We start from the raw sequence: 23992 nt of genomic DNA, 5'->3' as shown, positions 1-23992 counted from the left end.
CTATGTTCAGGTTTTGCATGATTAGAATAAAATGTTTAAGTGGGACATTAGAAGTAAAAAATGGGGATACGATAAAATTTCCTATTGTTCACAGTGCCATTTTCAATAAAAAGTGTTAGTATTAAATAGTATGTTTTTTTGAAATGGCCCTTATTGGGTGATATTGAATGGAGTAGGTGAAGTACATAATGTGTGGCTTTATTGGATGTGTACACGACAAACCACAGGATTATCGTGATGATCAAAAACAACTTTTTAAAAATATGAACGATATCATTACCCACCGCGGCCCGGATGATGATGGTTATTATTTTGATGAGCATATTCAATTCGGCTTCCGCCGTTTAAGTATTATTGATATTGAATCCGGCCATCAGCCGCTGACATATGAAAATGAGCGTTATTGGATTATTTTTAACGGTGAGATCTATAACTATGTTGAGCTGCGCGAAGAATTGATTAAGGATGGTCTTACATTTGCAACAAGCTCTGATACGGAAGTTATCATTGCTCTATACAGCCACATGAAGGAAAAGGCTGTGGAAAAACTCCGCGGAATGTTTGCCTTTGTCATTTGGGATAAGCAGGAACAATCACTATATGGTGCAAGGGATCCATTTGGCATTAAGCCGTTCTTTTATTTGGAAGATGATAAAAGAACCTTTTTTGCTTCCGAGAAAAAGAGCATCCTACTGGCACTTGAAAACGATGTGCTTGACTATGATGCCTTACAGCATTATTTAACCTATCAGTTTGTTCCGGAGCCTGATACTTTATCAGCAGGCATTAAAAAACTGGAGCCAGGGCATTATTTTACAAAAAAAGCCGGCTCAAAAATGGAATTTAAACGTTATTGGAAAGCAAGCTTTAAACCGGTGCATAAATCGGAAGCTGATTTCATTAAAGAAATTCGCGATGTAATGTTTGATTCCGTTGAAAAACATATGCGCAGTGATGTTCCGGTTGGTTCTTTCTTATCTGGTGGTATTGATTCATCTATTATTGCGTCGATTGCCAAAGAATTTCACCCTTCCATTAAAACATTCTCTGTTGGTTTTAAAACTGAAGGCTTCAGTGAGATTGATGTAGCTAAAGAAACTGCGGAAAAGCTGGGTGTTGAAAACATCAGCTACATCATTACTCCTGAAGAATATATGAATGAAGTTCCGAAAATCATGTGGCATATGGATGACCCACTTGCAGATCCTGCTTGTGTTCCGTTATATTTTGTTGCACGAGAAGCTAGAAAGCATGTAACAGTCGTACTGTCCGGTGAAGGGGCAGATGAGTTGTTCGGCGGTTATAATATTTACCGGGAACCGCAGGATTTGGAAGTGTTCAATAGAATTCCTCGCATCGGCAAAGTGCTGTTAAAAGGCATTGCCAATATGATGCCGGAGGGAACACGAGGCAAAAGCTTCATTGAACGCGGTGTTACACCGATGGAAGAACGTTATATCGGTAATGCCAAGATGTTTGCGGAAGAAGAAAAACGTGACTTGTTAAATGTCTACCGTGAAGGACTTAACTATACGGATATTACGAAACCGCTCTATGAGGAATCAAGAGGTTATGATCCTGTTGACCGGATGCAATATATTGATATTCATACTTGGATGCGTGGAGACATTTTGTTAAAAGCGGATCGCGTGACGATGGCTCATTCCTTGGAATTGCGTGTCCCGTTCCTTGATAAAGAAGTGTTTAACGTTGCATCCAAAATTCCAACCAGCTTGAAAACCGCAAATGGTACAACAAAATACGTACTTAGAAAAGCGGCAGAAGGGGTTGTTCCTGACCATGTTCTTACTCGGAAGAAACTTGGCTTCCCTGTTCCAATTCGCCACTGGTTAAAAGCTGAAATGAATGAATGGGCAAAAACGATTATTCGTGAAAGCAATACAGAACATTTGATTAACAAATCCTACCTATTAAAGCTGTTAGATGATCATTGCCTTGGCAAAGCGGATAACAGCCGGAAAATTTGGACAGTGTTGATGTTTATGGTATGGCACCAGGTATTTGTGGAAAAGGTTTATTCATTTCAAACTGAAGAAAAAATGTTTGCAGCAGCCAAGCAATAAAACAACAAAGACACCCAATACTATTTTTGGGTGTCTTTGTTGTTTTGCAATGATTTATAAAATTGTCCTTTTTCAACATACTCATTATAAATTCTAGTCATGTCTTTTTTATCTTCTTCTGTTAATTCCCTAATAACTTTAGCGGGTCTACCAAATGCTAATGTATTAGGAGGGATTTTTTTACCCTGTGGCACAAGGCTTCCTGCTCCAATAAATGCACCTTCACCAATTTCAGCTTGATCGAGAATAATGGAACCCATTCCAATTAATGCCCGTTTCCTAATGATACAACTATGAAGGATGACTTGATGGCCAATTGTTACCTCATCCTCCAAAATTAGTGGGTTATTAGGACTTTGGTGTAAGATAGAATTGTCCTGGATATTAACTCGTTTGCCAATTTTTGTAGGTGCGACGTCTCCTCGGATGACGGTATTAAACCAGATGCTTGATTCTTCGCCAATTTCAACGTCGCCGGTAATGGTTACATAGTCGGCAATAAATGCAGATTCTGCAATAGAAGGGTATTTATTTTTATAGGGATAAATCATATTCTGGACTCCTTTACATCATAATAGTATTATTTTAGCGGAAAGTTTATTTCATTATCAAAAAGTTTAACTCAGTTCTGTATGGAAGCAAACTTCTATAAGGGATTTTTTTATCCTTTATGGTAAAATGATCTTTTAAACATGAGCATTGGCAGCTGTATTTTTTTTCTAGGAGGAAGCAAGATGTGGAAGTGGGAAGCAGAAGGAGATGCGAAAGCAGTCATTGTGATGGTTCATGGGGCAATGGAACACCATCGCAGATACGGCTGGCTGATCGAAATGTGGCGTTCATCCGGCTTTCATGTCGTAATGGGTGACCTCCCTGGCCAGGGCATGACAACAAGATCCAACAGAGGTCATATTGATTCTTTTGATGAATACATATTTGAAGTAAAAGATTGGATTCAAGCAGCCTACCGGTATGAATTGCCTGTATTTTTACTTGGTCATAGTATGGGGGGGCTGATTTCCATCCGTATGATGCAAGAGCAAAGGTTAAATATTGCAGGAGTGATCCTTTCATCTCCTTGTTTAGGGTTAATTCATACACCTTCAAAGATTTCAGAGTTTCTTTCATATGGATTAAATGTTATTTTCCCAACCCTTAGGATGGATTCTGGACTAACGATTCAAATGGCAACGAGAAATCAAGATGTAATAGAAGCAGATTCGAATGATACACTATACGTGACAAAAGTTTCTGTCAGGTGGTACCGTGAACTTGCCGGGGCAATGAAGGAGGCTTTCCTTAACCTTGGAAAAACACAGGATATCCCTTTGCTTGTCATGCAAGGCGGCGATGATAAAATTGTCAATAAAGTACCTGTTAAGGAATGGTTTAACCATGTGCCATTATCTGAGAAAAGGTTCAAGGAATGGCCGAAATGTTATCATGAAATTTTTAATGAACCTGAGCGGGAAGAAGTCTTTGAATATGCAAAAGACTTTGTGCTCAGCCAATTGAAAGCCATTGGTTATATTGTTTAGGGCAGAAATTTTATAGAAAGGTTGTCGTTTTCCATGATGCCTATCACCCTTATGTCAAGGGTCTATCGTAAAATATTGCCGGCGGTTCATCACGAATTGGCTTATTGGAAAAGCCGAGCAGAAAAAATACCCAATCCCGAGCTCAGAAAACAGGCCCTCGCTAGTATTGAGCATAAAACATTTCATTGCGAGGGAGGAGCCATCCTTGCCCTGACTGCACAGGAGCATTATCAAAAAGCCATAAAATTTATTGTTGCTTATCAAACAATCAGCGACTACCTTGACAATCTTTGCGATCGAAGTACGTCTCTTGATCCGGATGATTTCGCCGCAATCCATGAAGCCATGTCAGATGCTCTTGTTCTGGATGCTGAAGAAAAAAACTATTACCGGTTGCGTGAAGACCAAAATGATGGTCAGTATTTACATGATTTATCAGAAACGTGCCGCTCCGTTTTACGGGATTTGGAACATTATGATTTAATAAAAAATTACTTACTTGAGCTTTGTGAGTATTATTGTAATTTGCAGATACATAAACATGTGAAACACGAAGAGCGGGTTCCGCGTCTGGAACAATGGTTTCAACGCTATCAGAGCAGACTGCCTGATATGGAATGGTATGAATTTTCCGCCTGTTCCGGCTCCACTCTCGGAATTTTTTGCCTTATTTCATATGCGTTTCGCAAGGATTTCAAAGAAACAGATGCAGCCAATATTCGTAATGGCTATTTTCCTTATATCCAAGGCTTACATATCCTGTTAGATTATTTTATTGATCAAGAGGAGGACTTAGCTGGAGGTGACTTGAACTTCTGCGCCTATTATCAAAATCAGGAAGTACTATTTGACAGGCTTAAACATTTTGTTATAGAAGCAGATCGTCATACGGAATGCCTTCCGCATAAAAGATTCCATCAGCTTATTAATCGCGGGCTCTTGGGAATTTACTTATCTGATTCAAAAGTAAGAAAACAGAAAGAAGTCCGGAAGCTAGCGAAAAAAATTATCAAGTCAGGCGGCTGGATCAGTTATTTCTTTTATTTTAATGGGTTGGCCTATCGGTCACTGCAAAAATCTGTCCCAGTGTTTGTGACGAGACTAATGACAAAATAAAAAACCAGGTTGGATGTGCCGTTGACTATTACTTCGTCATCAGCGCATCATGCCTGGTTTTATCTTTTTTCAATTGCGACAATAAACGGAGGATTATTTTGCTGGTTAAGGAATTGATATTTCAAGACATGGGCGGTTTTCTGGTCTAATTGTTGGCAATAGTCCATTAATGTGTCTCTTTCCCTGGCTCCGCCTTCGTGGCCATGATAAATGACAAGAACAATAATTCCTTCAGGGGCCATAATAGCAAGGAGCTTTTCAATCGCAGCAATGGTTGTTTCAGGACGAGTAATAATGGTTTTGTCACTGCCAGGCAAGTATCCTAAGTTAAATATGGCTCCAGTTACTAAACCATGATGTTTCTCTGGAATGAGTTCGGCAAGTTGTTCATGCCCACTATGAAAAAGTTTTGCACGCTTCATTAAACCGTTTTGATTTAACCGATCTTTTGTTGCCGCGATCGCCTGCTCCTGAACATCAAAACCGTACACCCTGCCAGTTTCGCCAACCAGTGAAACAAGGAATAATGTGTCATATCCGTTGCCAACTGTTGCATCTACTACGATGTCACCCGGTTTTACGGCTTTTTGGAGCAGCGTTTTTGTAAAAGTTAGAACCCTCTCGATTTTCATTCCTTATCATCCTGTGTCTTTTTAAAAAATTTCCCTTGCCAACTGTCTCTTCGTTTCAGCTCCGCATCTATGGAATTCAACACTTCCCATTTGTTTACGCTCCACATAGGTCCAATCATTAGGTCGATCGGGCCATCACCTGTAATCCGGTGAACAATCATTTCCGGAGGTATTATTTCCAGTTGGTCGCATACTAGATTTACATAGTCTTCTTGAGATAGGAAAGATACCATACCTTTTTCATATTGCTTCACCATTGGCGTCCCTTTTAAAAGATGGAGCAGGTGAATTTTAATGCCTTGGACATCCAGTTTAGCTACTTCACGAACTGTGTCCATCATCATGTCATGCGTTTCAAGCGGAAGACCATTGATGATGTGGGAGCAGATGCGGATGCCATGTTTTCTTAGTTTGTTTACTCCATCAACATAACATTGGAAGTCATGTGCCCGGTTGATTAGCTGCCCAGTTTGCTCATGAGCGGTCTGTAATCCGAGCTCAACCCATAAATACGTTCTTTCGTTTAATTCCGCCAAATATTCTACAACATCATCCGGCAGGCAATCTGGGCGGGTGGCAATCGATAAGCCCACGACATCTTCCTGTTTTAAAACTGTCTCGTATTTTTCACGAAGAACCTCTACAGGTGCATGCGTATTGGTGAATGCTTGAAAATAGGCCATATATTTGCCGTCTTTCCATTTTGTGTGCATCTTCTCTTTAATAGTTTGGAATTGCAGTTCTAATGATTCAGCCCTGTTTCCGGCAAAATCTCCAGAGCCTGCAGCACTGCAGAATGTACAGCCGCCATGGGCAACAGTACCGTCGCGATTTGGACAATCAAATCCGCCATCCAATGCAATTTTAAATACCTTATGACCGAATTGCTGGCGAAGGTGATAATTCCATGTATGATAACGTTTGGTATCTGATGCATAGGGAAAAGGTTTTGTTTGAAGCATGTATAAAATCCCCTCTTGATTTTTAAAATTATGCATAAGATTTATTTTAACATGAACAATTCGTCCTATCCAAATGTAATTGTTACATGCAAATTTCCCGATAATTGTTAATTTGTTCGAGTTATAGGAAAGAAAAAGGGGAACACAATAAGAAGTGAAGCGGTGTGCTTCAATGAAAGTGCCACATTTGAAGGAGGTTAACAGATGGCTACTCGCGCTTCCATGGATAATTTAACACAACAGGTTGAGGATACGATTCGCTATGCCGAAGACCAATATAAACAAAGCAGCCTTCAGGAGCAATATAATAATGATAATTATCAAGAGGCATTGCAGCAGCTTGAGCAAACCTATCAGGATATCTGCAAAATGGCGCATAGTGCAAATGGTCAGCAGCGGGAAGAGCTTCACAGAATGCGGCTTCAGATTCAGCAGCTCCAAAATAACATGATTTTACAAGGGAGCAGAGGAGGAGAACAGTTTTGAAAAAACGTTCGAAGCAGCAAAATCCTGAACAAAAAACCCGGAATGGAATCAATAGTCAAGACCTCGAACTTGGAAAAGATGTGGATCTTGTTAAGCAGTCGAAGAAACAATATGAAAAATCAGGCGGCCAGCCGGTAAAATCCAAATTTCATCAAGAAAAAGATCAATCATCCTAAATATGGCATAAATCTCTCAACGGTTTGTTGGGGGATTTTTTCTTTTTGCCAGCATGATTTTAGCCTAATCGAAGTAATACTTTATTATCTTAAAAGGGATTGCGCATTCAATCAAAAAAGAATAAAATTAGGGAGCCGAAATAATAATTTTTCATAAAGGAGCGTTTTTCATGCCACGTGCCTTATGGCTATTGATTTTTGGGATGGCAGTGAATACAATTGGCTCTTCTTTTTTATGGCCTTTAAACACGATCTATATTCACGATCATTTAGGAAAATCATTATCAATTGCAGGAATTGTTTTAATGTTAAATTCTGCTTCTAACGTTATAGGAAATCTATATGGCGGGCATTTATTTGATAAAATCGGTGGTTACAAATCCATTTTATTAGGGATCAGCATTGCTCTTTTAGCACTGATTGGTCTATCAATTTGGAATGTTTGGCCGGAATATGTTGTTTTTCTTACTATTGTCGGATTTGGAACTGGAATCATTTTTCCCTCCATGTATGCAATGGCGGGCTCGGTTTGGAAAGAAGGCGGTCGTAAAGCCTTTAATGCGCTGTATGTTGCTCAAAACATCGGAGTGGCAGTTGGTTCGGCCCTTGGTGGGATTGTGGCCAATTATTCATTTCAACTGATATTTTTTGCAAATACGATCATGTATTTCCTTTTCATGCTGATCGCTGTTTTTGGTTACAAGGGAATATCCAATATTACCAAAAAGGGAAAACAGGAGGAGCAAAAGGAAGCGGTTAATAATAACAATGTTAACCTTAAGGCGTTACTTATTTTATGCTTAGGGTATTTGCTCTGCTGGGTAGCTTATAATCAATGGACAACGACAATAGCATCCTATACCCAGGAAATTCATATTTCATTAAAGCAATATAGCTTGCTTTGGACAATTAACGGGGCCCTTATCGTGCTGGGACAGCCATTGTTAAATATCGTTCTGAAGTACCTGAAGTCTTCCCTTAAGATACAAATGCTCATAGGAATCGGCATTTTTATCGTTTCTTTTATTATTGCGGCAAAGGCAGGAACATTCACTGGATTCCTCGCCGCCATGGTGATTCTGACAATTGGCGAAATGTTTATTTGGCCGGCAGTCCCAACCGTGGCCTTCAGCCTTGCGCCAAAAGGAAAAGAAGGAATATACCAGGGCATTGTCAACAGCACCGGTACAGGTGGCAGAATGATCGGCCCAGTACTAGGTGGCATCATTGCAGACCTCTACGGCATGCCAACCCTCTTCACCATACTAATTGGCCTGTTCATAGCAGCCATCATCACAACCCTGACATATGACCGTGTTTTGAAGAAGAAAACTGTGGTGTCAGGCACCGTCCGTGGACAAATGTAGGGATTTGTCCACTCCACGTGGACTGTTATAAAAAGGGTAGTTGAGTATAGCTTTGCTGCCTTTTTTAGGTTTATTAGGCTGGATTTTTGTCAAGTATGAAATTAGGCTTAAGTTTGCTTGCATCTTGTTTGAAAATTTACTACAATTGTATTTAACTTGTTATTTTATATTGGAATGACAGTGATTAGGAGTAGTAGTGGTTCATACCCGATTGTAGAGAGTTGGCGGCTGGTGCAAGTCAACCGGGCAGATCATGAACTCGCCTTTGAGTTGCAAACATGAAATGTAAGTAGTGTTTGCCGTTCACCGCGTTAAGGTTGAATGAAGCGAGTGCATTTTGCACTAATGTGGGTGGTACCGCGGGAAGATACATACAATCCTCTCGTCCCTGTTTGGGATGAGGGGTTTTTATTTATTCACAGGAGGAAAGAAAGATGAGTTTCGATCATCAGCAAATTGAAAAAAAGTGGCAAAAAAAATGGGAAGAAGAAAAAACATTTAAAACAAGCGAGGAATATGAGAAAAGAAAATTCTATGCCCTTGATATGTTTCCATATCCATCTGGCGCAGGGCTCCACGTTGGCCATCCAGAGGGGTATACGGCAACTGATATTCTTGCCCGCTTAAAGCGGATGCAGGGATATAATGTACTGCACCCAATGGGCTGGGATGCGTTTGGTCTTCCAGCAGAACAATATGCTTTAGACACTGGTAATGACCCTGCAGAATTTACAACAAAAAATATTAATACCTTCCGTAACCAAATTAAAGCACTTGGTTTTTCCTATGACTGGGATCGGGAAGTTAACACGACAGATCCTGAATATTATAAATGGACACAATGGATTTTCTTAAAGCTGTGGGAAAAGGGCCTTGCCTATATCGACGAAGTTCCAGTTAACTGGTGTCCTGCACTTGGAACTGTCCTCGCAAATGAAGAGGTTATTGACGGTAAAAGTGAGCGGGGTGGACATCCCGTGGAACGCCGTCCAATGAGACAATGGATGCTGAAAATTACTGCTTATGCTGATCGCCTGCTCGAAGATCTTGAGGAACTAGATTGGCCGGAAAGCTTAAAAGAAATGCAGCGCAACTGGATTGGACGTTCGGAAGGTGCTGAAGTTACGTTCCAAATAGTTGATCATGATCATACCTTTACCGTTTTCACAACCCGTCCGGATACATTATTTGGTGCAACCTATGCTGTCCTGGCTCCGGAGCATACATTAGTTGAAAAGATTACAACTCCAGAACAACAGGCGGAAGTTTCAGCTTATCTAGAAGAAGTAAAAAGGAAAAGCGATCTGGAGCGTACGGATCTTGCGAAAGACAAAACAGGAGTATTTACAGGAGCCTATGCGATAAATCCAGCAAATGGCGAGAAAATGCCAATCTGGATCGCGGACTATGTATTGGTCAGCTATGGAACGGGAGCAATTATGGCAGTTCCGGCGCACGATGAGCGCGACTATGAGTTTGCCCGCAAATTTGAATTGCCAATAAAAGAAGTTGTGGCTGGCGGAAATATTGAGCAAGAAGCATACAGCGGTGAAGGCGAACATATCAATTCTGATTTCTTAAATGGATTAAACAAAACCGATGCGACTCAAAAAATGATTTCCTGGCTTGAAGAAAAAGGAATTGGCACTAAAAAAGTGACCTATCGCCTCCGTGATTGGTTGTTCAGCCGTCAGCGTTATTGGGGTGAACCAATTCCGATCATTCACTGGGAAGATGGTACAATGACAGCTGTTCCTGAAGACCAACTGCCATTAACATTACCGAAGACAACTGAAATCAAGCCATCTGGAACAGGTGAATCACCGCTGGCTAATATCGAAGATTGGGTGAATGTTGTTGATCCCCAAACAGGAAAAAAAGGCCGCCGTGAAACAAATACAATGCCTCAATGGGCTGGCAGCTGCTGGTATTACCTACGGTATATTGATCCGAAAAATGATCAAGCCTTAGCTGCAGAAGAGAAATTAAATCACTGGCTTCCTGTTGATATTTATATAGGCGGAGCAGAACATGCTGTACTTCACTTGTTATATGCCCGCTTCTGGCATAAATTTTTATATGACCTAGGTGTGGTTCCGACGAAAGAACCATTCCAAAAGCTGTTCAACCAAGGAATGATCCTAGGTGAAAATAATGAAAAAATGAGTAAATCAAAAGGGAATGTCGTAAATCCGGATGATATTGTAAACAGCCATGGCGCTGATACACTCCGTCTTTATGAAATGTTTATGGGACCATTAGATGCATCTATTGCCTGGTCAACAAATGGATTAGACGGCTCCCGTCGCTTCCTTGATCGTATCTGGCGTTTGCTGGTAGAGGAAAATGGCGAATTGAACCCTAAAATTCAGCCAAATGAAGAATCTTCGAATTTGGAAAAGGTATATCATCAAACAGTGAAAAAGGTAACCGAGGATTACGAGGGGTTACGATTCAACACGGCGATTTCGCAAATGATGGTATTTATTAACGAGGCATATAAAGCAACTGTTCTTCCGAAAAATTATATGGAGGGCTTTGTAAAATTGCTTTCGCCAGTTTGCCCGCATATTACGGAAGAACTATGGGAAAAACTTGACCATAGCGATACAATATCTTATGAAGCATGGCCGGCATATGATGAATCAAAGCTTGTGGATGATGAAGTGGAAATTGTTATCCAAGTGAATGGCAAGGTAAAAGCGAAGCTTATGGTGCCAACCGCTGCGACAAAAGAAGCATTAGAAGGAATCGCGATGGACGATGACAGAGTAAAAGAACAAATCGAAGGAAAAACCATTCGCAAAGTTATTACCGTTCCAGGTAAACTAGTCAATATTGTTGCAAACTAATAAAAAAACATCCTCCATTGCTGGGGGATGTTTTTCCGAAAGGATGATAGGGATGGAAGAAATTAAAATAATCACGCCTGTAGAATTGCAGAAAAAGCTTGAGGCAGGAGAAAAACTTGAGCTTGTCGATGTAAGGGAAGACGAAGAGGTAGCAGAAGGAATGATACCTGGCGCGAAACATATCCCGATGGGAGAAATACCGGCAAATCTTAACTATTTTGATAAAAATAAAGAATACATTTTTATTTGCCGCTCCAGCCGCCGCAGTGAGAATGTCTGCTATTATCTTCAGGATCAAGGCTATAAAGTCCGCAATATGATTGGCGGAATGCTAGACTGGCACGGTGAAACCAAATAACCGATTCCAAATAGGAATCGGTTATTTTTAGCTGATAGGAAAGTATAAAACTTTCCTATCAGGCATAAGTGCACTAAGGAAAGCTTCGTGAGCATTAGCCTCGCAGTCGAAAAGCTGTACTTTACGACGAACTACGCCTCTGTCTTCGCCCTGCCAGACTCGCCAGCCGGCGAGTTTTCTTTATATTGTGATGCACTCACCGTTAATTTGTCTTTCAGCATGACAATGGCAAAAATAGCGAACGGCAAAATATTCACTGCAGCAAGAATCACACCTTGAAAATCAGAGCCGGACATAAGACCATGAACAGTTACCAAGATATAGAGAATCGGATTTAAAGCGTGCAGTTTTCTCCACCTTTGATAACCAATCATTTTCCGTGCCTGTGAAGTAATGATCGTCATAATAATAAAATACATGGCGATGGTGCCAAGCCCCATTGATAATGTTTGATATTGAGAGGTAAAAGGCACTAATACTTCCAGCCAATTAAAGGACATATAAGAATCAATTAATAACAAACCAACATGCCCAATGGTTAAAATAAGTGCCCAATTTGCCAAAGATTCGTGCCAATAAAGGGTACTGGTCATTTTTCGTTTTCGCTTTTTCTGTACTTGTGAATACAGCCCCACAATTATGGACAAATAAAGCATGATATAGGCTACTGTACCGGTTGCCCGAATCATATACCATTCGAACATTTCCATTTATTACAATCACCCTCTCCAGATATCACCGTATTTATTGATTAAGACGGCTCCAAGTCCTTTGCTTCGAACCCATTCTTGACCTTCCGTTTCTCCCAGCAACAGAATCGTTTTAGCCCAGATATCCGCTTCGATAGCGGTTGGTGCTAATACTGTGGCTGAAACAATCGAACTATCAGACGATTTACCGGATCTTGGGTCAATTAGGTGATGCTTCACTTCACCTTTTACATACCACTGTCTTTTAGCTGAAGTGGAGGTAGCAAGGGCACCGTTTTGAACCTGCAGGGAAGTAATAATTTTGGTGGTATCAAAAGGATCTTCAATCCCAATGTTTAATGGACGGGGCAGCTCCCCAAAAATCCGAATGTCGCCTCCCACGTTAATAAAACCATAACCAAGATTCTCTAAAAGCTTAGCCGCTCGGTCGATGATCCAGCCTTTGGCGATCCCGCCGAGATCTATTTTCCTCTGAAGGATAACAGTTTGTTTTATTGCGTTTAATGAAAACGGAAGGTTTGATACAGCATTAATGTTACGAGAGGCCGAACCATCAATTTCTTTCCCTCGTATCTTTTCGATGGATGCTCTATAACCATTTTGCTCAAGAGCTGTTAGAATGCCTGGGTTAAACAATCCTCCTGTTTTCAGATAAAAATGTTCAGCATCTGTTAATATCGAAAACATTTCTTCAGATACAGAAACTTCCTGTTCAAGCTGTTGATTCATTTGCGACAATTCGCTATCCTCACGGAAACGGCTGCAGATATTTTCAATTAACTCAAACTGTTTATAGATTGGCAGCAAATCATTGGCAAACAGTTCTACACTAATTGAAATCCGCACCATAGTGCTCATCGAATTGAATTGGTACTGATACATCAGGTTCCACCTGTTGTAGAATCAAAGCCGCCATGATGGCCGAAGGAAGGACCGCCATTTGAAAATTGGCTTTGTTGATCGTTACTGCCGAAAAATTGGTTGTTATCATTATTGTTATTGCTTTCCGAGCCGTCACTCTGGCCGGATTGCACTGAGCCGTCACCTTGAAAGGATTGCGAGGAACCATCATTTTGATTGGAGGAATTATCATTTCCGCCTATTGTTTGGCTAGAAGATCCATCATTTCCCCCAAGTGATGAGCTAGAAGAGTCATCATTCCCTCCAACTGATTGATTGAAAGAATCATTTTGATTAGATCGAGCGCCAAAACTAGGCTGCTGAATTTGATTATTAGAACCATCCTGTGATGTCGTTTGTGTATTTGATTTATAGCCATTTGACACTCCAAGGTAAGATACCATTCCTGCCACAAGTGCTATGCTTCCAAAGCTGACACCCCAAGAAATCTTTTGTTTTTTCTCCAATTGGATTGCTCCTCTCTTATCGGTTGGGAAATAAGTAATCCTTTCAATTCTTACTATTCCAACAGAAATGTTATTGCCCTATGGGCTTGCCTAATTTGCGGTTTTGTTAACCTTAAAAAGAAGTTTATTAGTTGAAACTTAAAATAAACTTAAAAAAATACAAAGTATTTTATTTTTAAAATTCAGAAAAATGGTGAATAATGTTAAAAAAAGAGAGGAGAGAGTCCTTTGATACAGGTTAAATTATTTGACCGCGAGCACGAAAAAGATCTGGAAAAAGAAATGAATTTTTTTTTGAAGGGACTTGATGAAAAGAGTCTGCTTGATATTAAATATAATGTTGCAGCCTTTCCGGAAGAAGAGGAAGAAGAGCAGGTCTATTGTTTCTCCGCGATGATTATTTACAGGGCCTGAGATTTAATTCAGGCCCTGTTTTCTTATGATTGATGGGAGGCATTTGTACCGGCCAGCCTGCCGGTCACCAGTGCGGATGTAATATTGTAACCTCCTGTGTATCCATGGATATCGAGAATTTCACCACAGAAATATAATCCTGGCATAAGCTTGGAACCCATTGTTTTGGGATCCACTTCTTTCACGGAGACACCGCCGCCTGTTACAAAAGCTTTTTCGATTGAAAGTGTTCCATTGACCGTAAACTGAAATTGCTTGCAGTTTCTGGACAAAAGGCGGATTTTTTCATGAGAAATGCCACCGCTTTGTTCCGCAGGATCAATTTCGCTTTGTTCCAATAAAAACAACAGATAGCGTTCTGGGAGTAATCCTTTTAATGTATTTTTTATGATTTTTTTTGGCTCCATTTTAATAAGCTTCGTTATGTCTTGGAAAAGTTTCTCTTCTGTTTGTTCCGGCAAAGCATCAAGACTTACCGTCACATCAGTTAATTTCCACTTTTTCATCGCTTTAACCACGAACTGACTGCATCGTAAAACAGCTGGGCCGCTAATGCCAAAATGGGTAAATATCATATCCATTTGGTGGGTAATAATAGGCTTTCCTTTTGGATTTAGCACACTCAATTTAATATCTCTCAACGATAACCCTTGTAAGGTTTTATTTACAATAAATGGTTCATTAGAAGCGATTGGAACCTCAGTGGGAAATAAATCAGTAATCGTATGCCCCGCTTTTTCCGCCCATGCGTATCCATCACCAGTTGAACCAGTGTGCGGAACAGACTTACCGCCAACCGCTATGACTACGGCATTCGCTGAAATTTTTTGGCCGTCTCTCAAGCGCACTCCAGAGGTATGGCCGTTTTCATAAAGGACGTCAGCAACAGCACAATTTTTAAAAATTGTCACTTGTAATTTTTCCAATTGCATTAATAATGCGTCCACCACAGATTGGGCTTTATTAGAAACCGGGAACATCCGCCCATGGTCTTCTTCCTTTAATGAAATTCCCAGGCCTTCAAAAAAGGCAATAATATCTTCATTATTAAAGATTGAAAATGCGCTATATAAAAATTTACCATTTCCTGGGATGTGCTTGATGATCTCCTCTATAGGAAGACGATTGGTAACATTACAGCGTCCGCCTCCAGAAATGGCCAGCTTTCTTCCTAATTTGTCTCCTTTATCGATCAGCAGTACCTTGGCTCCTTTTTCTCCGGCAGCAATAGCGGCCATTAAACCAGAGGGACCTCCGCCAACGACAATAACATCAAATTTCATTTCATTCACCAACTTTATAAATCAATACATTGTCCCTCCATTATAAACATATATTGTGAAAAAAAAACGAATTGCTGTTCATTTTTCGTAAAAATAACCGAGTTGTTAGTAGCATCAAAGGAAAAAGAGTTGTAAACTATCAATAGTGTGCAAAAATAGTCGAAATACACACGTACTTCTTCAGTTGGGAAGGGATTCTATGCAATCAAAGCTCTTAAGAGGAACATTTATTTTAACAATAGGAACGATACTCTCCAAGGTACTTGGTTTAATATACGTTATACCATTCTTTCAAATTGTTGGGCTTAAAGGGACAACATTATATCAATATTCTTACGTCCCATACACCATATTTATTAGTATAGCAACAGCGGGAGTACCGCTTGCTGTTTCTAAGTTTATTTCCAAATATAATGCTCTTGAAGAGTATGCTGTCGGCAGAAAACTATTTAAATCCGGAGTTGTGATCATGCTGCTGACAGGCTTTATTGCGTTTTTGGTTATGTATATGGCATCTCCGACATTGGCCGAAATGAGTGTTAGTGGGAAGGCAGACGTCAAAAATGTCACAACGGTCATGAGAGCTTTAAGCTTTGCTTTGATCGTTGTGCCGTATATGAGTCTAAACCGCGGATTTTTCCAAGGGCATCAATCAATGGGGCCATCAGCACTATCACAAGTTGTGGAACAAATTGCCAGGGTTTTATTTATGCTTGTGGGTGCTTGGATGGTATTGAAAATCTTTAAAGGGACGATTGTTTCTGCTGTCAGTGTTGCCACATTTGCTGCATTAATCGGGGCAGTCGGCGGACTTCTGATATTATTTTGGTACTGGTATAAGCGAAAACCATACCTTGATGAGCTACTGCTTCAAGATAAAGGTACCGTGGAAATTTCCTTGCTTGAAATCTATAAAGAAATTATTGTATATGCTTTTCCCTTTGTCTTAGTGGGAATCGCCAATCCATTATTCCAAGCCATTGATCAGTTTACATTTGAGAAAGCGATGGTCGCGATTGGCAAAACAACTAAAATAGCATCCGATTACTTTTCTATTTTAAATTTTGAATCACAAAAAATCGTCATTATACCGGTTTCGTTGGCGACTGCATTTTCTCTTACTCTTGTTCCAAGTATAACAAAGGCTTTCATAGTAGATGATAGAAATAATATGAATCGGCAGCTTAATCAAACGTTTCAAGTTCTTTTATTCTTAACGCTGCCGGCCTCGATCGGGATTTCTTTGCTGGCAGAGCCAGTTTACACTGTATTTTATACACATGATTTGGTCGGAACAGAAGCATTAAGAGTCTATTCTCCAGTAGCCATTCTCTTTTCACTTTATTCAGTAACGGCAGCGATTCTACAAGGGATTAATGAACAGCGCTTTACTGTCTTAAGTTTACTGGTTGGTTTGCTTGTAAAATTGTCTTTAAACATACCGTTGATCAAATCGATGGAAATTAGCGGAGCCGTATTAGCAACCGCACTCGGTTATGCAGCTTCGATTTTAATCAATTTAATCGTCATTAAAAAATTTGCCCGCTATCAATTTCGATTTGTTTGGCGCAGAAGCTTGCTTATAGCTATTTTTGCAGGGGTTATGTGGGTTAGCACGGAGATCGTTTATAAATTTTTACTGGTATTTCTTTCTCCTGCTTCGAAAGTACAGTCTGTCTTGCTTATCCTCATAAGCGGTTCTGTTGGTGCAGGCATCTATTTTTACTTAGGGTTAAAATCAGGTCTTGCCTATCGTTTATTTGGCGACAGAGTGGATCGCATTATGACAAAATTAAAATTACCTGGAAGGAGGAGGACTGTTGAGAATTGATAAATTGCTGGCCAATCTTGGCTATGGAAGCCGGAAAGAGGTTAAACAGCTTCTAAAAAGCGGTGCTGTTAAGGTGGACGACCAGTTGGTCAAGGATGCGAAACAGCATGTGGATCCAAACACACAAATGGTCATCTTAAACGGAGAAGTCATTGAATATAAAGAATTTATTTATTTGATGATGAATAAGCCTCAAGGGGTAATCTCGGCAACGGAAGATCATTCTGATGAAACTGTCATCGATTTATTGGAACTGGAAGATCAAGTATACGAGCCATTCCCAGTCGGCAGGCTTGACAAGGATACAGAGGGTCTGTTGCTTATTACCAACGATGGACAATTAGCCCATCGTTTGCTGTCTCCCAAAAAGCACGTTCCTAAGACTTATTTTGCGGTGATTGATCGTGAAGTAACTGAAGAAGATGTCAACGCTTTTGCTGAAGGAGTGACCTTGGATGACGGTTATAAAACAAAACCTGGAGAACTGAAAATTTTAAAGTCCGGGATTCGTTCAGATATTGAATTAACTATTACTGAGGGAAAGTTTCATCAGGTCAAACGAATGTTTGAAGCTGTGGGAAAAAGAGTCGTATACCTGCAGCGCATTTCAATGGGACCGTTAAAACTTGATGAAACACTCGAACTCGGGGAATACCGTGAATTAACTGATGAAGAAGTTGAACTATTAAAAAATTATCAAGTCAAGTAGCTCGCAGCCAGATTTCTGGCTGTTTTTTTTTATGTGTGCTAAATCATAGATGTGGAATAATGCTGTTTATGACAGTTTAGTTTTAAACAAAAATTAATACGCACATATATTTTTTGAATAAATATGTAAATATTCCACCTTTAAAAATTCCCTTGAAAGATAAGTAGCAGACTGGAACTATGGGTAACTTAATATTATTTCAGGACGACATTTATTCATTATGAAAATCAGGGGGAAGAAAATATGAAATTAACGCACGAGCAGGCAATTGAATTACATGGTTTTAATAACCTGACGAAATCATTAAGTTTTAATATGTATGATATTTGCTTCACAAGAACAAAGGAGGAACGCGAAGCTTATTTGCATTATATTGATGAACAATATAGTGCTGAACGATTGACGACGATTTTAAAAAATGTCTCGGACATTATTGGAGCTCATGTATTAAATATTGCGAGTCAGGATTTTGAGCCTGCAGGAGCAAGTGTGACACTGTTGGTATCTGAAGCCCCAGTTGAACTTACGACCGAAGAAGTTTTTGAAGAATCACCCGGCCCGCTGCCAGAATCTGTAGTGATGCAGCTAGATAAAAGTCATATTACGGTTCATACATATCCCGAATTTCATCCTGATGAAGGAATCAGCACCTTCAGGGCGGATATTGATGTATCCACCTGTGGAGAAATTTCACCTCTTAAGGCGCTTCATTATTTAATCCGTTCGTTTGAAACGGATGTGATGACCATTGATTACCGAGTGCGCGGTTTTACGAGAGACAAGGATGGAAATAAATTGTTTATTGACCATGAGATCAGTTCCATTCAAAATTATATTCCAGATGATTTAGTGGAATTGTTTGACATGATTGATGTGAATGTCTATCAAGAGAATATTTTTCATACCAAATGTAAACTACGTGAATTCGATTTAAATAATTATTTATTTGGTTATACAAAAGACACATTAACGCCAGACGAACACATTGAAATAACGGAAAGAATCAAGCTGGAGATGGATGAAATTTTTTACGGAAAAAATATAGTTTAAAAAAGGGTCCTAATGTCAGGCTCTTTCTTCAGCCCATAGGAAAGAAAACTTTCCTATCAGGAATAAGTGCAACTATGTCTCTGTCCTCGCCCTAACGGGCTCGTCAGTTGGCAAGTTTTCTTTATGTGATAAATCGGTATATTTCTAAGGCTTGCCCCATAAATTGGAATGAGTCAAAAATGGGGGGAGATTTATGCAATTTTATTATGGCCAGCAGATGCCATTAAGGATTTTAGATGAAGCGGAGTTTTGGAAGCATCAAGAGGAGGAGCATACGGTTGTAATTCGGGAACTGGTAAAAGGCTTGGAAGAGGAATTTGTTGATGCTCTGCAAAAATGGGAAACGGCTCTGGCTGAAACACATCAGCAGGTGGTCAGGTATATAGAAACAGTTATCCGCTCAGGAATGCAGGTTTCTGATCAGCTCTATCAAGAGGTATTGCAGTTAGTTTCCTATTGTTTACAGCAGAGCCAATCATTTATTCAGCTGTGCGAGCAAATAAAAACACAAAGTGTGGCTGTAAGCAGTAATCATACTGCAAAAGTAGTCCTCCTGCATATTATTCGTGAATCCGAGTATTTCATTGGCATTGCGCAGGCATTATTATACAGCAGCCAAGGAAGCAGCCAATAAATTTATCACTTGAATAAAAGAGCTGATAAAGGTGACTTTACAAATGTAGAGCACCTTTTATATTTAGGATTATTTTTATTGACATGAAACCAAATGGTGTTATATATTTTTGGATGTGAAACCAAATGGTTTCGTAATAACTCAAAAATCAAACGAATATAAGGAGAAATTCTTATGGAACAACAATCATTACAAGATATACGCTATACATTAGTTTATAATGCTCCGATTCAGAAGGTATGGGATGCAGTGGCCACGGCTGAGGGCCTTACTGCATGGTTTATGCCAAATGATATGAAGCCTGTCGTAGGCCATGAATTTCATTTGAATGCCGGTCAATTTGGCATGTCTCCATGTAAAGTGACGGATGTGGATCCTCCGAATCGTTTATCTTTTAGATGGGGGAAAGATTGGACACTCACATTTGAATTAAAGGATCTCGATGGAAAAACAGAATTCACGCTCATCCATTCAGGTTGGGATGCAAACACAGTTACAGAGTTTGGAGCACCGCATACAGCCGTACGTGAAAATATGAATCAAGGATGGGGCGGTCTCGTGAAAAAATTGCAAGGATTTGTTGAGGTGTAATAATGGCTTCTTCTGCTAGACATGACGTCTTTCAAGCCATAGCTGACCCTACACGCCGCAGACTGCTGAAGCTTTTAAGCGGAGAGGAAATGCCTGTAACGGCAATTAGTGAGCACTTCCCGATCAGCCGCACGGCGGTTTCCAAACACCTTAGGGTATTAGCAGATGCGGGACTAGTCCAGGAGAGAAAAGTCGGGAGAGAGACGAGGTACAAGCTCGAGCCTAAGCCCTTATACGAGGTAACAGACTGGCTGCGCTATTTTGAAATCTTTTGGGAAAATAAATTGGCGGCTCTTAGACAATTGGTGGAATCCAATGGGGAAGAGACAAAGCAATCCGAAAGAGCTTTTGAGGTAATCGAGAATCATTCTATAAATGAAACAAAAAAGTGACACCCAACTGGGTATCACTTTTTTACGCTTCTGAACTTCTATGTTGTAAATAGCTTGTAAACCATGCAATGCCTCCGGCTATCGCAAGGTATAAGATTAACATCATAATTTGCTGGGCTTTCCTAACAGGTTGAAGTTTGTTGATCAAAAGTGCCAGCGGACGATTGGATTAGGCTGGTCTAAACAGCGCTATTTAACAGTGGCGGGCAAAAACTTTCGGCAATTTATCATTGACTATTTTTCCAAGTATTAACTAAAAAAAGCCCCAAAAGATATCCTTTTGGGGCTTAAGAAATTTAAATAACCATTTTCTTGTCATTTTGCAGTTGCAGTTCCTGTTCTCTATTTGTACCATCCTGCTCCCGATTCTTTTTAATTTTGAAATGGTAGATTAAGTAGCAGGCAGCAACAAATGGAATACCGCAATAGATGGCAATCCGCTGATCCGGGTCAAATACTAAGCTGATCAAAACAAGACAGTTTAACACTAATCCAAGGATTGGAAGGAACGGATATAGTGGTGTTTTAAATTTAAGATCGCTTACATGACCGCCTTCGCGAATAAATTTCCTGCGGAAGGCAATTTGTGATGCTGTGATTGAAATCCATCCAACTTGAGCACCAAGACCTGCCACGGAGATCAGCCATAAAAACACAGTTTTTTCAGCTACAACACTTGATAATAGTGATAATAAAGCAATACCGATTGTAATAATAAGGGCATTTAACGGAACGCCTTTACTTGTTACTTTTGTTAAAATGGGGCTTGCCATTTTTTCTTTTGACATGGCGTATAACATACGAGTAGCAGCATATAGTCCAGAGTTGGCAACAGAAAGTAATGCAGTAAGAACAACAAAGTTCATCATGTCTGCTGCGTAAGGGATACCAATGCTGTCAAAGACAGTTACAAACGGGCTCTCAATGACTCCGGCTTTAGACATTGGGATTAAACCCGATAAAACAAAAATAGCTAATACGAAAAAGAATAGTGTGCGCCAAACAGTTTGTCGAATGGATTTAGGAATCGTTTTTTCAGGATCTTCACTTTCGCCGGCTGCAATCCCAATTAACTCTGTTCCTTGGAATGAGAAGTTAACTGTAATCATTGTCATCAAGAGGGCAGTAAGACCATTTGGCAGAAGCCCGTGTGCTGAAAAATTTGAGAAATATGGTGCTGCTTGTCCGCTTTTCATATGAATAAAACCAAACATAACTGCTCCGCCAAGTATGATAAACGCTAAAATGGCAAGGATTTTGATGCTGGAAAACCAAAATTCAGTTTCACCGAAAGCTCGTGCTGATAGAGCATTTAGTGCAAATAGAACAGCAGCGAAAATCAAACACCACATCCAAACTGGGGAGTGTGGGAACCATCTTTGCATGGACTGACCTGCTGATAAGAGCTCCAATGCAACAGTTACCGCCCAGCCTAACCAATATAACCAACCTAGTGCGAATCCTGTACCTGGGCCGATAAATTTAGTCGTATACGTTTGAAAGGAACCTGAAATTGGCATGGCGACTGATAATTCTCCAAGACATAGCATGGTTAAGAACATGATAAAGCCGCCGACAATATAGGAAAGAATGGCTCCCATTGGGCCGGCTTGGTGGATCGTATATCCAGATCCTAAAAATAGGCCGGAGCCGATGACTCCTCCAAGTGAAATCATGAATAAATGCCTGGTCTTCATTGTTCTTTTTAATTCACTGTTGTTTCCAGGTAATTGCATTTCATTTCCCCCTTTATTTACCATTTAGTAAAGCGCTTCCAAGTTTATCGAAAATGTGATAACCCTTGTTTCAGTATTGACAGTTTATCTTTGCATAGAGCAAAAAGGAAGATTGAATTTAATGCCAAAAATGGCGATATAAAATATTTGTAAATTATCACTATTTTCACTAATTATAATCTGCAATTTTCGTGCCAAAGTTAAAATCCTAATTTGTGAACATTTTTTGAACTATATACGCCAAATTTTTTTGCTTACTTATAAAAATTTTGCAGAAAAAGTGCAAAATTTTTATCGTGTTTGTTGAAAAAAATCCTGTCCTGAATGAACAGGGACAGGATGCATTTTATATCTAATGATTCGGTTTAAAGGGGCTAAACCCAGCCGCGGAATTGAGATGCCTCTGCTACTTTTTTAATTCCTACCATATAGGCTGCAAGGCGCATATCTACCTTGTGTGACTGAGCGGTTTGATAGATATTATCAAATGAGTTCACCATAACCTTGCAAAGCTTTTCTTCCACTTCCTGTTCTGACCAATAGTAACCTTGATTGTTTTGTACCCATTCAAAATAAGAAACGGTTACACCGCCAGCGCTGGCAAGAATATCAGGGACTAGAAGAATGCCACGATCTGTTAAAATGTGTGTTGCTTCTAATGTTGTTGGTCCATTTGCAGCTTCAACAACAATGGAAGCTTTGATATTATGTGCATTTTTTGCTGTGATTTGATTGGAAATCGCTGCAGGAACTAGAATATCACAGTCTAATTCAAGCAACTCCTGATTGCTGATGGTATTATCAAACAGCTTTGAAAAAGTACCAAAACTATCTCTTCTATCAAGCAGGTAATCGATATCAAGTCCATTTGGGTCATGAATTCCCCCGTAGACATCTGAAACGCCAACTATTTTTGCACCTGCATCATGTAAGAATTTGGCTAAATAACTACCGGCATTTCCGAAGCCTTGGATTACTACACGTGCACCCTTTAATTCGATGCCTTTTTTCTTTACTGCTTCATCAATACAAATCGTTACGCCGCGTGCTGTTGCTGTTTCACGCCCTTGGGACCCGCCCAATACAAGTGGTTTACCTGTGATAAATCCAGGTGAATCGAATTCGCGCAAACGGCTGTATTCATCCATCATCCAGGCCATAATTTGTGAATTCGTATAAACGTCCGGTGCTGGAATATCCTTTGTCGGACCAACAACCTGGCTGATGGCACGAACATATCCTCGACTTAAGCGTTCAAGTTCGCGGAATGACATTTGCTTAGGGTCACACATGATGCCACCTTTACCGCCGCCGTATGGAAGATTGGTGATTCCGCACTTTAAGCTCATCCAAATCGACAGGGCTTTCACTTCTTCTTCATTTACCTCAGGATGAAAACGAACGCCACCTTTTGTCGGACCTACGGAATCATTGTGTTGAGAACGATAACCAGTGAAAATTTTTACTGAACCGTCATCCATCCGAACAGGAATCCGAACTGTTAACAATCTAATCGGCTCTTTTAAAAGCTCAAACATTTCATTGTTATACCCTAATTTTGCCAGCGCCTTTTGGATAACTGTTTGCGTGGAATAAAATAAATTTAATGATTCTTTTTCTTCTTGTGTTTCTTTTGTTAAAGTATCAATTGAAGTTGTAGCGGACATGATCGACACCTCGTCATAATAATAGATGATAGTTTTG

24 protein-coding genes and 1 other annotated feature are annotated in these 23992 nt (G+C 40.0%); of the genes, 15 read left to right on the top strand and 9 right to left on the bottom strand.

The genetic code is table 11. From position 1 onward, the window contains the following. Positions 1-188: 188 nt before the first annotated feature. Positions 189-2084 carry an asparagine synthase (glutamine-hydrolyzing) gene (gene asnB / locus HPT25_RS01545; protein WP_173059022.1) on the top strand — a complete coding sequence of 632 codons (1896 nt, stop codon included), beginning with the start codon at positions 189-191 and terminating at the stop codon, positions 2082-2084. Positions 2085-2104: 20 nt separating this feature from the next. Here asnB and HPT25_RS01540 read toward each other — a convergent pair whose 3' ends face one another. Continuing rightward, a complete protein-coding gene (locus HPT25_RS01540; protein ID WP_173059019.1) occupies positions 2105-2635 on the bottom strand; it encodes a gamma carbonic anhydrase in 531 nt (176 codons plus the stop codon). Positions 2636-2818: 183 nt separating this feature from the next. Between HPT25_RS01540 and HPT25_RS01535 the strand changes: the two genes are divergently transcribed. Beyond that, positions 2819-3622, top strand: coding sequence for an alpha/beta hydrolase (locus tag HPT25_RS01535; protein WP_173059016.1), 804 nt, complete (start codon positions 2819-2821; stop codon positions 3620-3622). Positions 3623-3655: 33 nt separating this feature from the next. After that, complete coding sequence (gene tbcS, locus HPT25_RS01530; RefSeq protein WP_173059013.1) at positions 3656-4738, top strand: tetraprenyl-beta-curcumene synthase; 1083 nt, start codon at positions 3656-3658, stop codon at positions 4736-4738. A gap of 59 nt (positions 4739-4797) precedes the next feature. Here the strand turns inward: tbcS and mnmM are convergent, their stop codons facing one another. Together mnmM and mnmL are read right to left on the bottom strand one after the other, a co-directional pair. Continuing rightward, complete coding sequence (gene mnmM / locus HPT25_RS01525) at positions 4798-5370, bottom strand: tRNA 5-(aminomethyl)-2-thiouridylate-methyltransferase MnmM (protein ID WP_173059009.1); 573 nt, start codon at positions 5368-5370, stop codon at positions 4798-4800. Continuing rightward, the gene (gene mnmL, locus HPT25_RS01520) at positions 5367-6332 is read right to left on the bottom strand and encodes a tRNA modification radical SAM protein MnmL/YtqA (RefSeq protein ID WP_173059006.1); all 966 of its coding nucleotides are present in this window, start codon (positions 6330-6332) and stop codon (positions 5367-5369) included. The genes mnmM and mnmL overlap by 4 nt, the downstream gene beginning before the upstream one ends. Before the next feature lie 204 nt (positions 6333-6536). Here mnmL and HPT25_RS01515 point away from each other — a divergent pair, with 204 nt between their 5' ends. The 5 genes from HPT25_RS01515 to HPT25_RS01495 all read left to right on the top strand — a co-directional run bounded on the left by HPT25_RS01515 (position 6537) and on the right by HPT25_RS01495 (position 11571). Continuing rightward, the gene (locus HPT25_RS01515) at positions 6537-6818 is read left to right on the top strand and encodes a YtzC family protein (protein WP_173059003.1); all 282 of its coding nucleotides are present in this window, start codon (positions 6537-6539) and stop codon (positions 6816-6818) included. Beyond that, entirely contained in the window at positions 6815-6994 is a 180-nt protein-coding gene (locus HPT25_RS01510) for a glycogen biosynthesis protein GlgD (protein ID WP_173059001.1), read from the top strand. Before HPT25_RS01515 ends, HPT25_RS01510 begins: the two co-directional genes overlap by 4 nt. A gap of 170 nt (positions 6995-7164) precedes the next feature. Continuing rightward, positions 7165-8361, top strand: coding sequence for an MDR family MFS transporter (locus HPT25_RS01505; protein ID WP_173058998.1), 1197 nt, complete (start codon positions 7165-7167; stop codon positions 8359-8361). A 171-nt stretch (positions 8362-8532) separates the two neighbouring features. After that, positions 8533-8754 (top strand) — a binding site (T-box leader). Between the two features lie 41 nt (positions 8755-8795). After that, on the top strand, positions 8796-11213 hold the full coding sequence (gene leuS, locus HPT25_RS01500) for a leucine--tRNA ligase (protein ID WP_173058995.1): 2418 nt from the start codon (positions 8796-8798) through the stop codon (positions 11211-11213). Positions 11214-11265: 52 nt separating this feature from the next. Next, on the top strand, positions 11266-11571 hold the full coding sequence (locus tag HPT25_RS01495) for a rhodanese-like domain-containing protein (protein ID WP_173058992.1): 306 nt from the start codon (positions 11266-11268) through the stop codon (positions 11569-11571). Positions 11572-11702: 131 nt separating this feature from the next. Here the strand turns inward: HPT25_RS01495 and HPT25_RS01490 are convergent, their stop codons facing one another. Genes HPT25_RS01490 through HPT25_RS01480 form a run of 3 tightly spaced genes read right to left on the bottom strand, consistent with a single transcriptional unit; the run spans position 11703 to position 13648 of the window. Continuing rightward, complete coding sequence (locus HPT25_RS01490; RefSeq protein WP_173058989.1) at positions 11703-12281, bottom strand: ferric reductase-like transmembrane domain-containing protein; 579 nt, start codon at positions 12279-12281, stop codon at positions 11703-11705. A 9-nt stretch (positions 12282-12290) separates the two neighbouring features. Further along, positions 12291-13163, bottom strand: a complete 873-nt coding sequence (locus HPT25_RS01485) for an FAD:protein FMN transferase (RefSeq protein ID WP_173058986.1) — start codon at positions 13161-13163, stop codon at positions 12291-12293. Further along, positions 13163-13648: a hypothetical protein gene (locus tag HPT25_RS01480; protein WP_173058983.1), complete on the bottom strand. Its 486-nt coding sequence runs from the start codon at positions 13646-13648 to the stop codon at positions 13163-13165. The genes HPT25_RS01485 and HPT25_RS01480 overlap by 1 nt, the downstream gene beginning before the upstream one ends. A 228-nt stretch (positions 13649-13876) precedes the next feature. Between HPT25_RS01480 and HPT25_RS01475 the strand changes: the two genes are divergently transcribed. After that, entirely contained in the window at positions 13877-14062 is a 186-nt protein-coding gene (locus HPT25_RS01475) for a sporulation protein Cse60 (RefSeq protein WP_173058980.1), read from the top strand. Between the two features lie 23 nt (positions 14063-14085). Here HPT25_RS01475 and HPT25_RS01470 read toward each other — a convergent pair whose 3' ends face one another. Beyond that, complete coding sequence (locus HPT25_RS01470) at positions 14086-15345, bottom strand: BaiN/RdsA family NAD(P)/FAD-dependent oxidoreductase (protein WP_173058977.1); 1260 nt, start codon at positions 15343-15345, stop codon at positions 14086-14088. 199 nt (positions 15346-15544) lie between these two features. Between HPT25_RS01470 and HPT25_RS01465 the strand changes: the two genes are divergently transcribed. The 6 genes from HPT25_RS01465 to HPT25_RS01440 all read left to right on the top strand — a co-directional run bounded on the left by HPT25_RS01465 (position 15545) and on the right by HPT25_RS01440 (position 20552). After that, a complete protein-coding gene (locus HPT25_RS01465) occupies positions 15545-17176 on the top strand; it encodes a putative polysaccharide biosynthesis protein (protein WP_173058974.1) in 1632 nt (543 codons plus the stop codon). Beyond that, complete coding sequence (locus HPT25_RS01460; protein ID WP_173058971.1) at positions 17166-17885, top strand: pseudouridine synthase; 720 nt, start codon at positions 17166-17168, stop codon at positions 17883-17885. The genes HPT25_RS01465 and HPT25_RS01460 overlap by 11 nt, the downstream gene beginning before the upstream one ends. Before the next feature lie 243 nt (positions 17886-18128). Beyond that, positions 18129-18935, top strand: a complete 807-nt coding sequence (gene speD / locus HPT25_RS01455) for an adenosylmethionine decarboxylase (protein ID WP_173058968.1) — start codon at positions 18129-18131, stop codon at positions 18933-18935. Positions 18936-19128: 193 nt separating this feature from the next. Beyond that, positions 19129-19569: a DUF2935 domain-containing protein gene (locus HPT25_RS01450; RefSeq protein WP_173058965.1), complete on the top strand. Its 441-nt coding sequence runs from the start codon at positions 19129-19131 to the stop codon at positions 19567-19569. 174 nt (positions 19570-19743) lie between these two features. Then, a complete protein-coding gene (locus HPT25_RS01445) occupies positions 19744-20160 on the top strand; it encodes an SRPBCC family protein (RefSeq protein WP_173058962.1) in 417 nt (138 codons plus the stop codon). After that, positions 20160-20552: an ArsR/SmtB family transcription factor gene (locus HPT25_RS01440; protein WP_173070793.1), complete on the top strand. Its 393-nt coding sequence runs from the start codon at positions 20160-20162 to the stop codon at positions 20550-20552. The genes HPT25_RS01445 and HPT25_RS01440 overlap by 1 nt, the downstream gene beginning before the upstream one ends. A gap of 296 nt (positions 20553-20848) precedes the next feature. Here HPT25_RS01440 and HPT25_RS01435 read toward each other — a convergent pair whose 3' ends face one another. Both HPT25_RS01435 and HPT25_RS01430 read right to left on the bottom strand, forming a co-directional pair. Further along, the gene (locus tag HPT25_RS01435; protein WP_173058959.1) at positions 20849-22288 is read right to left on the bottom strand and encodes an amino acid permease; all 1440 of its coding nucleotides are present in this window, start codon (positions 22286-22288) and stop codon (positions 20849-20851) included. Between the two features lie 374 nt (positions 22289-22662). After that, positions 22663-23955: a Glu/Leu/Phe/Val family dehydrogenase gene (locus tag HPT25_RS01430; RefSeq protein WP_173058956.1), complete on the bottom strand. Its 1293-nt coding sequence runs from the start codon at positions 23953-23955 to the stop codon at positions 22663-22665. Positions 23956-23992 lie beyond the last annotated feature (37 nt).

Origin of the sequence: Neobacillus endophyticus (assembly GCF_013248975.1) — a bacterium.
In the GTDB taxonomy this organism is placed as follows: domain Bacteria; phylum Bacillota; class Bacilli; order Bacillales; family Cytobacillaceae; genus Neobacillus; species Neobacillus endophyticus.
This window is presented reverse-complemented; position numbering and strand designations above follow the sequence as displayed.

What these genes read in the sequence shown, in the direction of transcription:
- asnB (WP_173059022.1), top strand. Translation starts at nt 189, where the DNA reads ATGTGTGGCTTTATTGGATGTGTACACGACAAACCACAGGATTATCGT.
- HPT25_RS01540 (WP_173059019.1), bottom strand. Translation starts at nt 2,635, where the DNA reads ATGATTTATCCCTATAAAAATAAATACCCTTCTATTGCAGAATCTGCA.
- HPT25_RS01535 (WP_173059016.1), top strand. Translation starts at nt 2,819, where the DNA reads ATGTGGAAGTGGGAAGCAGAAGGAGATGCGAAAGCAGTCATTGTGATG.
- tbcS (WP_173059013.1), top strand. Translation starts at nt 3,656, where the DNA reads ATGATGCCTATCACCCTTATGTCAAGGGTCTATCGTAAAATATTGCCG.
- mnmM (WP_173059009.1), bottom strand. Translation starts at nt 5,370, where the DNA reads ATGAAAATCGAGAGGGTTCTAACTTTTACAAAAACGCTGCTCCAAAAA.
- mnmL (WP_173059006.1), bottom strand. Translation starts at nt 6,332, where the DNA reads ATGCTTCAAACAAAACCTTTTCCCTATGCATCAGATACCAAACGTTAT.
- HPT25_RS01515 (WP_173059003.1), top strand. Translation starts at nt 6,537, where the DNA reads ATGGCTACTCGCGCTTCCATGGATAATTTAACACAACAGGTTGAGGAT.
- HPT25_RS01505 (WP_173058998.1), top strand. Translation starts at nt 7,165, where the DNA reads ATGCCACGTGCCTTATGGCTATTGATTTTTGGGATGGCAGTGAATACA.
- leuS (WP_173058995.1), top strand. Translation starts at nt 8,796, where the DNA reads ATGAGTTTCGATCATCAGCAAATTGAAAAAAAGTGGCAAAAAAAATGG.
- HPT25_RS01495 (WP_173058992.1), top strand. Translation starts at nt 11,266, where the DNA reads ATGGAAGAAATTAAAATAATCACGCCTGTAGAATTGCAGAAAAAGCTT.
- HPT25_RS01490 (WP_173058989.1), bottom strand. Translation starts at nt 12,281, where the DNA reads ATGGAAATGTTCGAATGGTATATGATTCGGGCAACCGGTACAGTAGCC.
- HPT25_RS01485 (WP_173058986.1), bottom strand. Translation starts at nt 13,163, where the DNA reads ATGTATCAGTACCAATTCAATTCGATGAGCACTATGGTGCGGATTTCA.
- HPT25_RS01470 (WP_173058977.1), bottom strand. Translation starts at nt 15,345, where the DNA reads ATGAAATTTGATGTTATTGTCGTTGGCGGAGGTCCCTCTGGTTTAATG.
- HPT25_RS01465 (WP_173058974.1), top strand. Translation starts at nt 15,545, where the DNA reads ATGCAATCAAAGCTCTTAAGAGGAACATTTATTTTAACAATAGGAACG.
- speD (WP_173058968.1), top strand. Translation starts at nt 18,129, where the DNA reads ATGAAATTAACGCACGAGCAGGCAATTGAATTACATGGTTTTAATAAC.
- HPT25_RS01450 (WP_173058965.1), top strand. Translation starts at nt 19,129, where the DNA reads ATGCAATTTTATTATGGCCAGCAGATGCCATTAAGGATTTTAGATGAA.
- HPT25_RS01445 (WP_173058962.1), top strand. Translation starts at nt 19,744, where the DNA reads ATGGAACAACAATCATTACAAGATATACGCTATACATTAGTTTATAAT.
- HPT25_RS01435 (WP_173058959.1), bottom strand. Translation starts at nt 22,288, where the DNA reads ATGCAATTACCTGGAAACAACAGTGAATTAAAAAGAACAATGAAGACC.
- HPT25_RS01430 (WP_173058956.1), bottom strand. Translation starts at nt 23,955, where the DNA reads ATGTCCGCTACAACTTCAATTGATACTTTAACAAAAGAAACACAAGAA.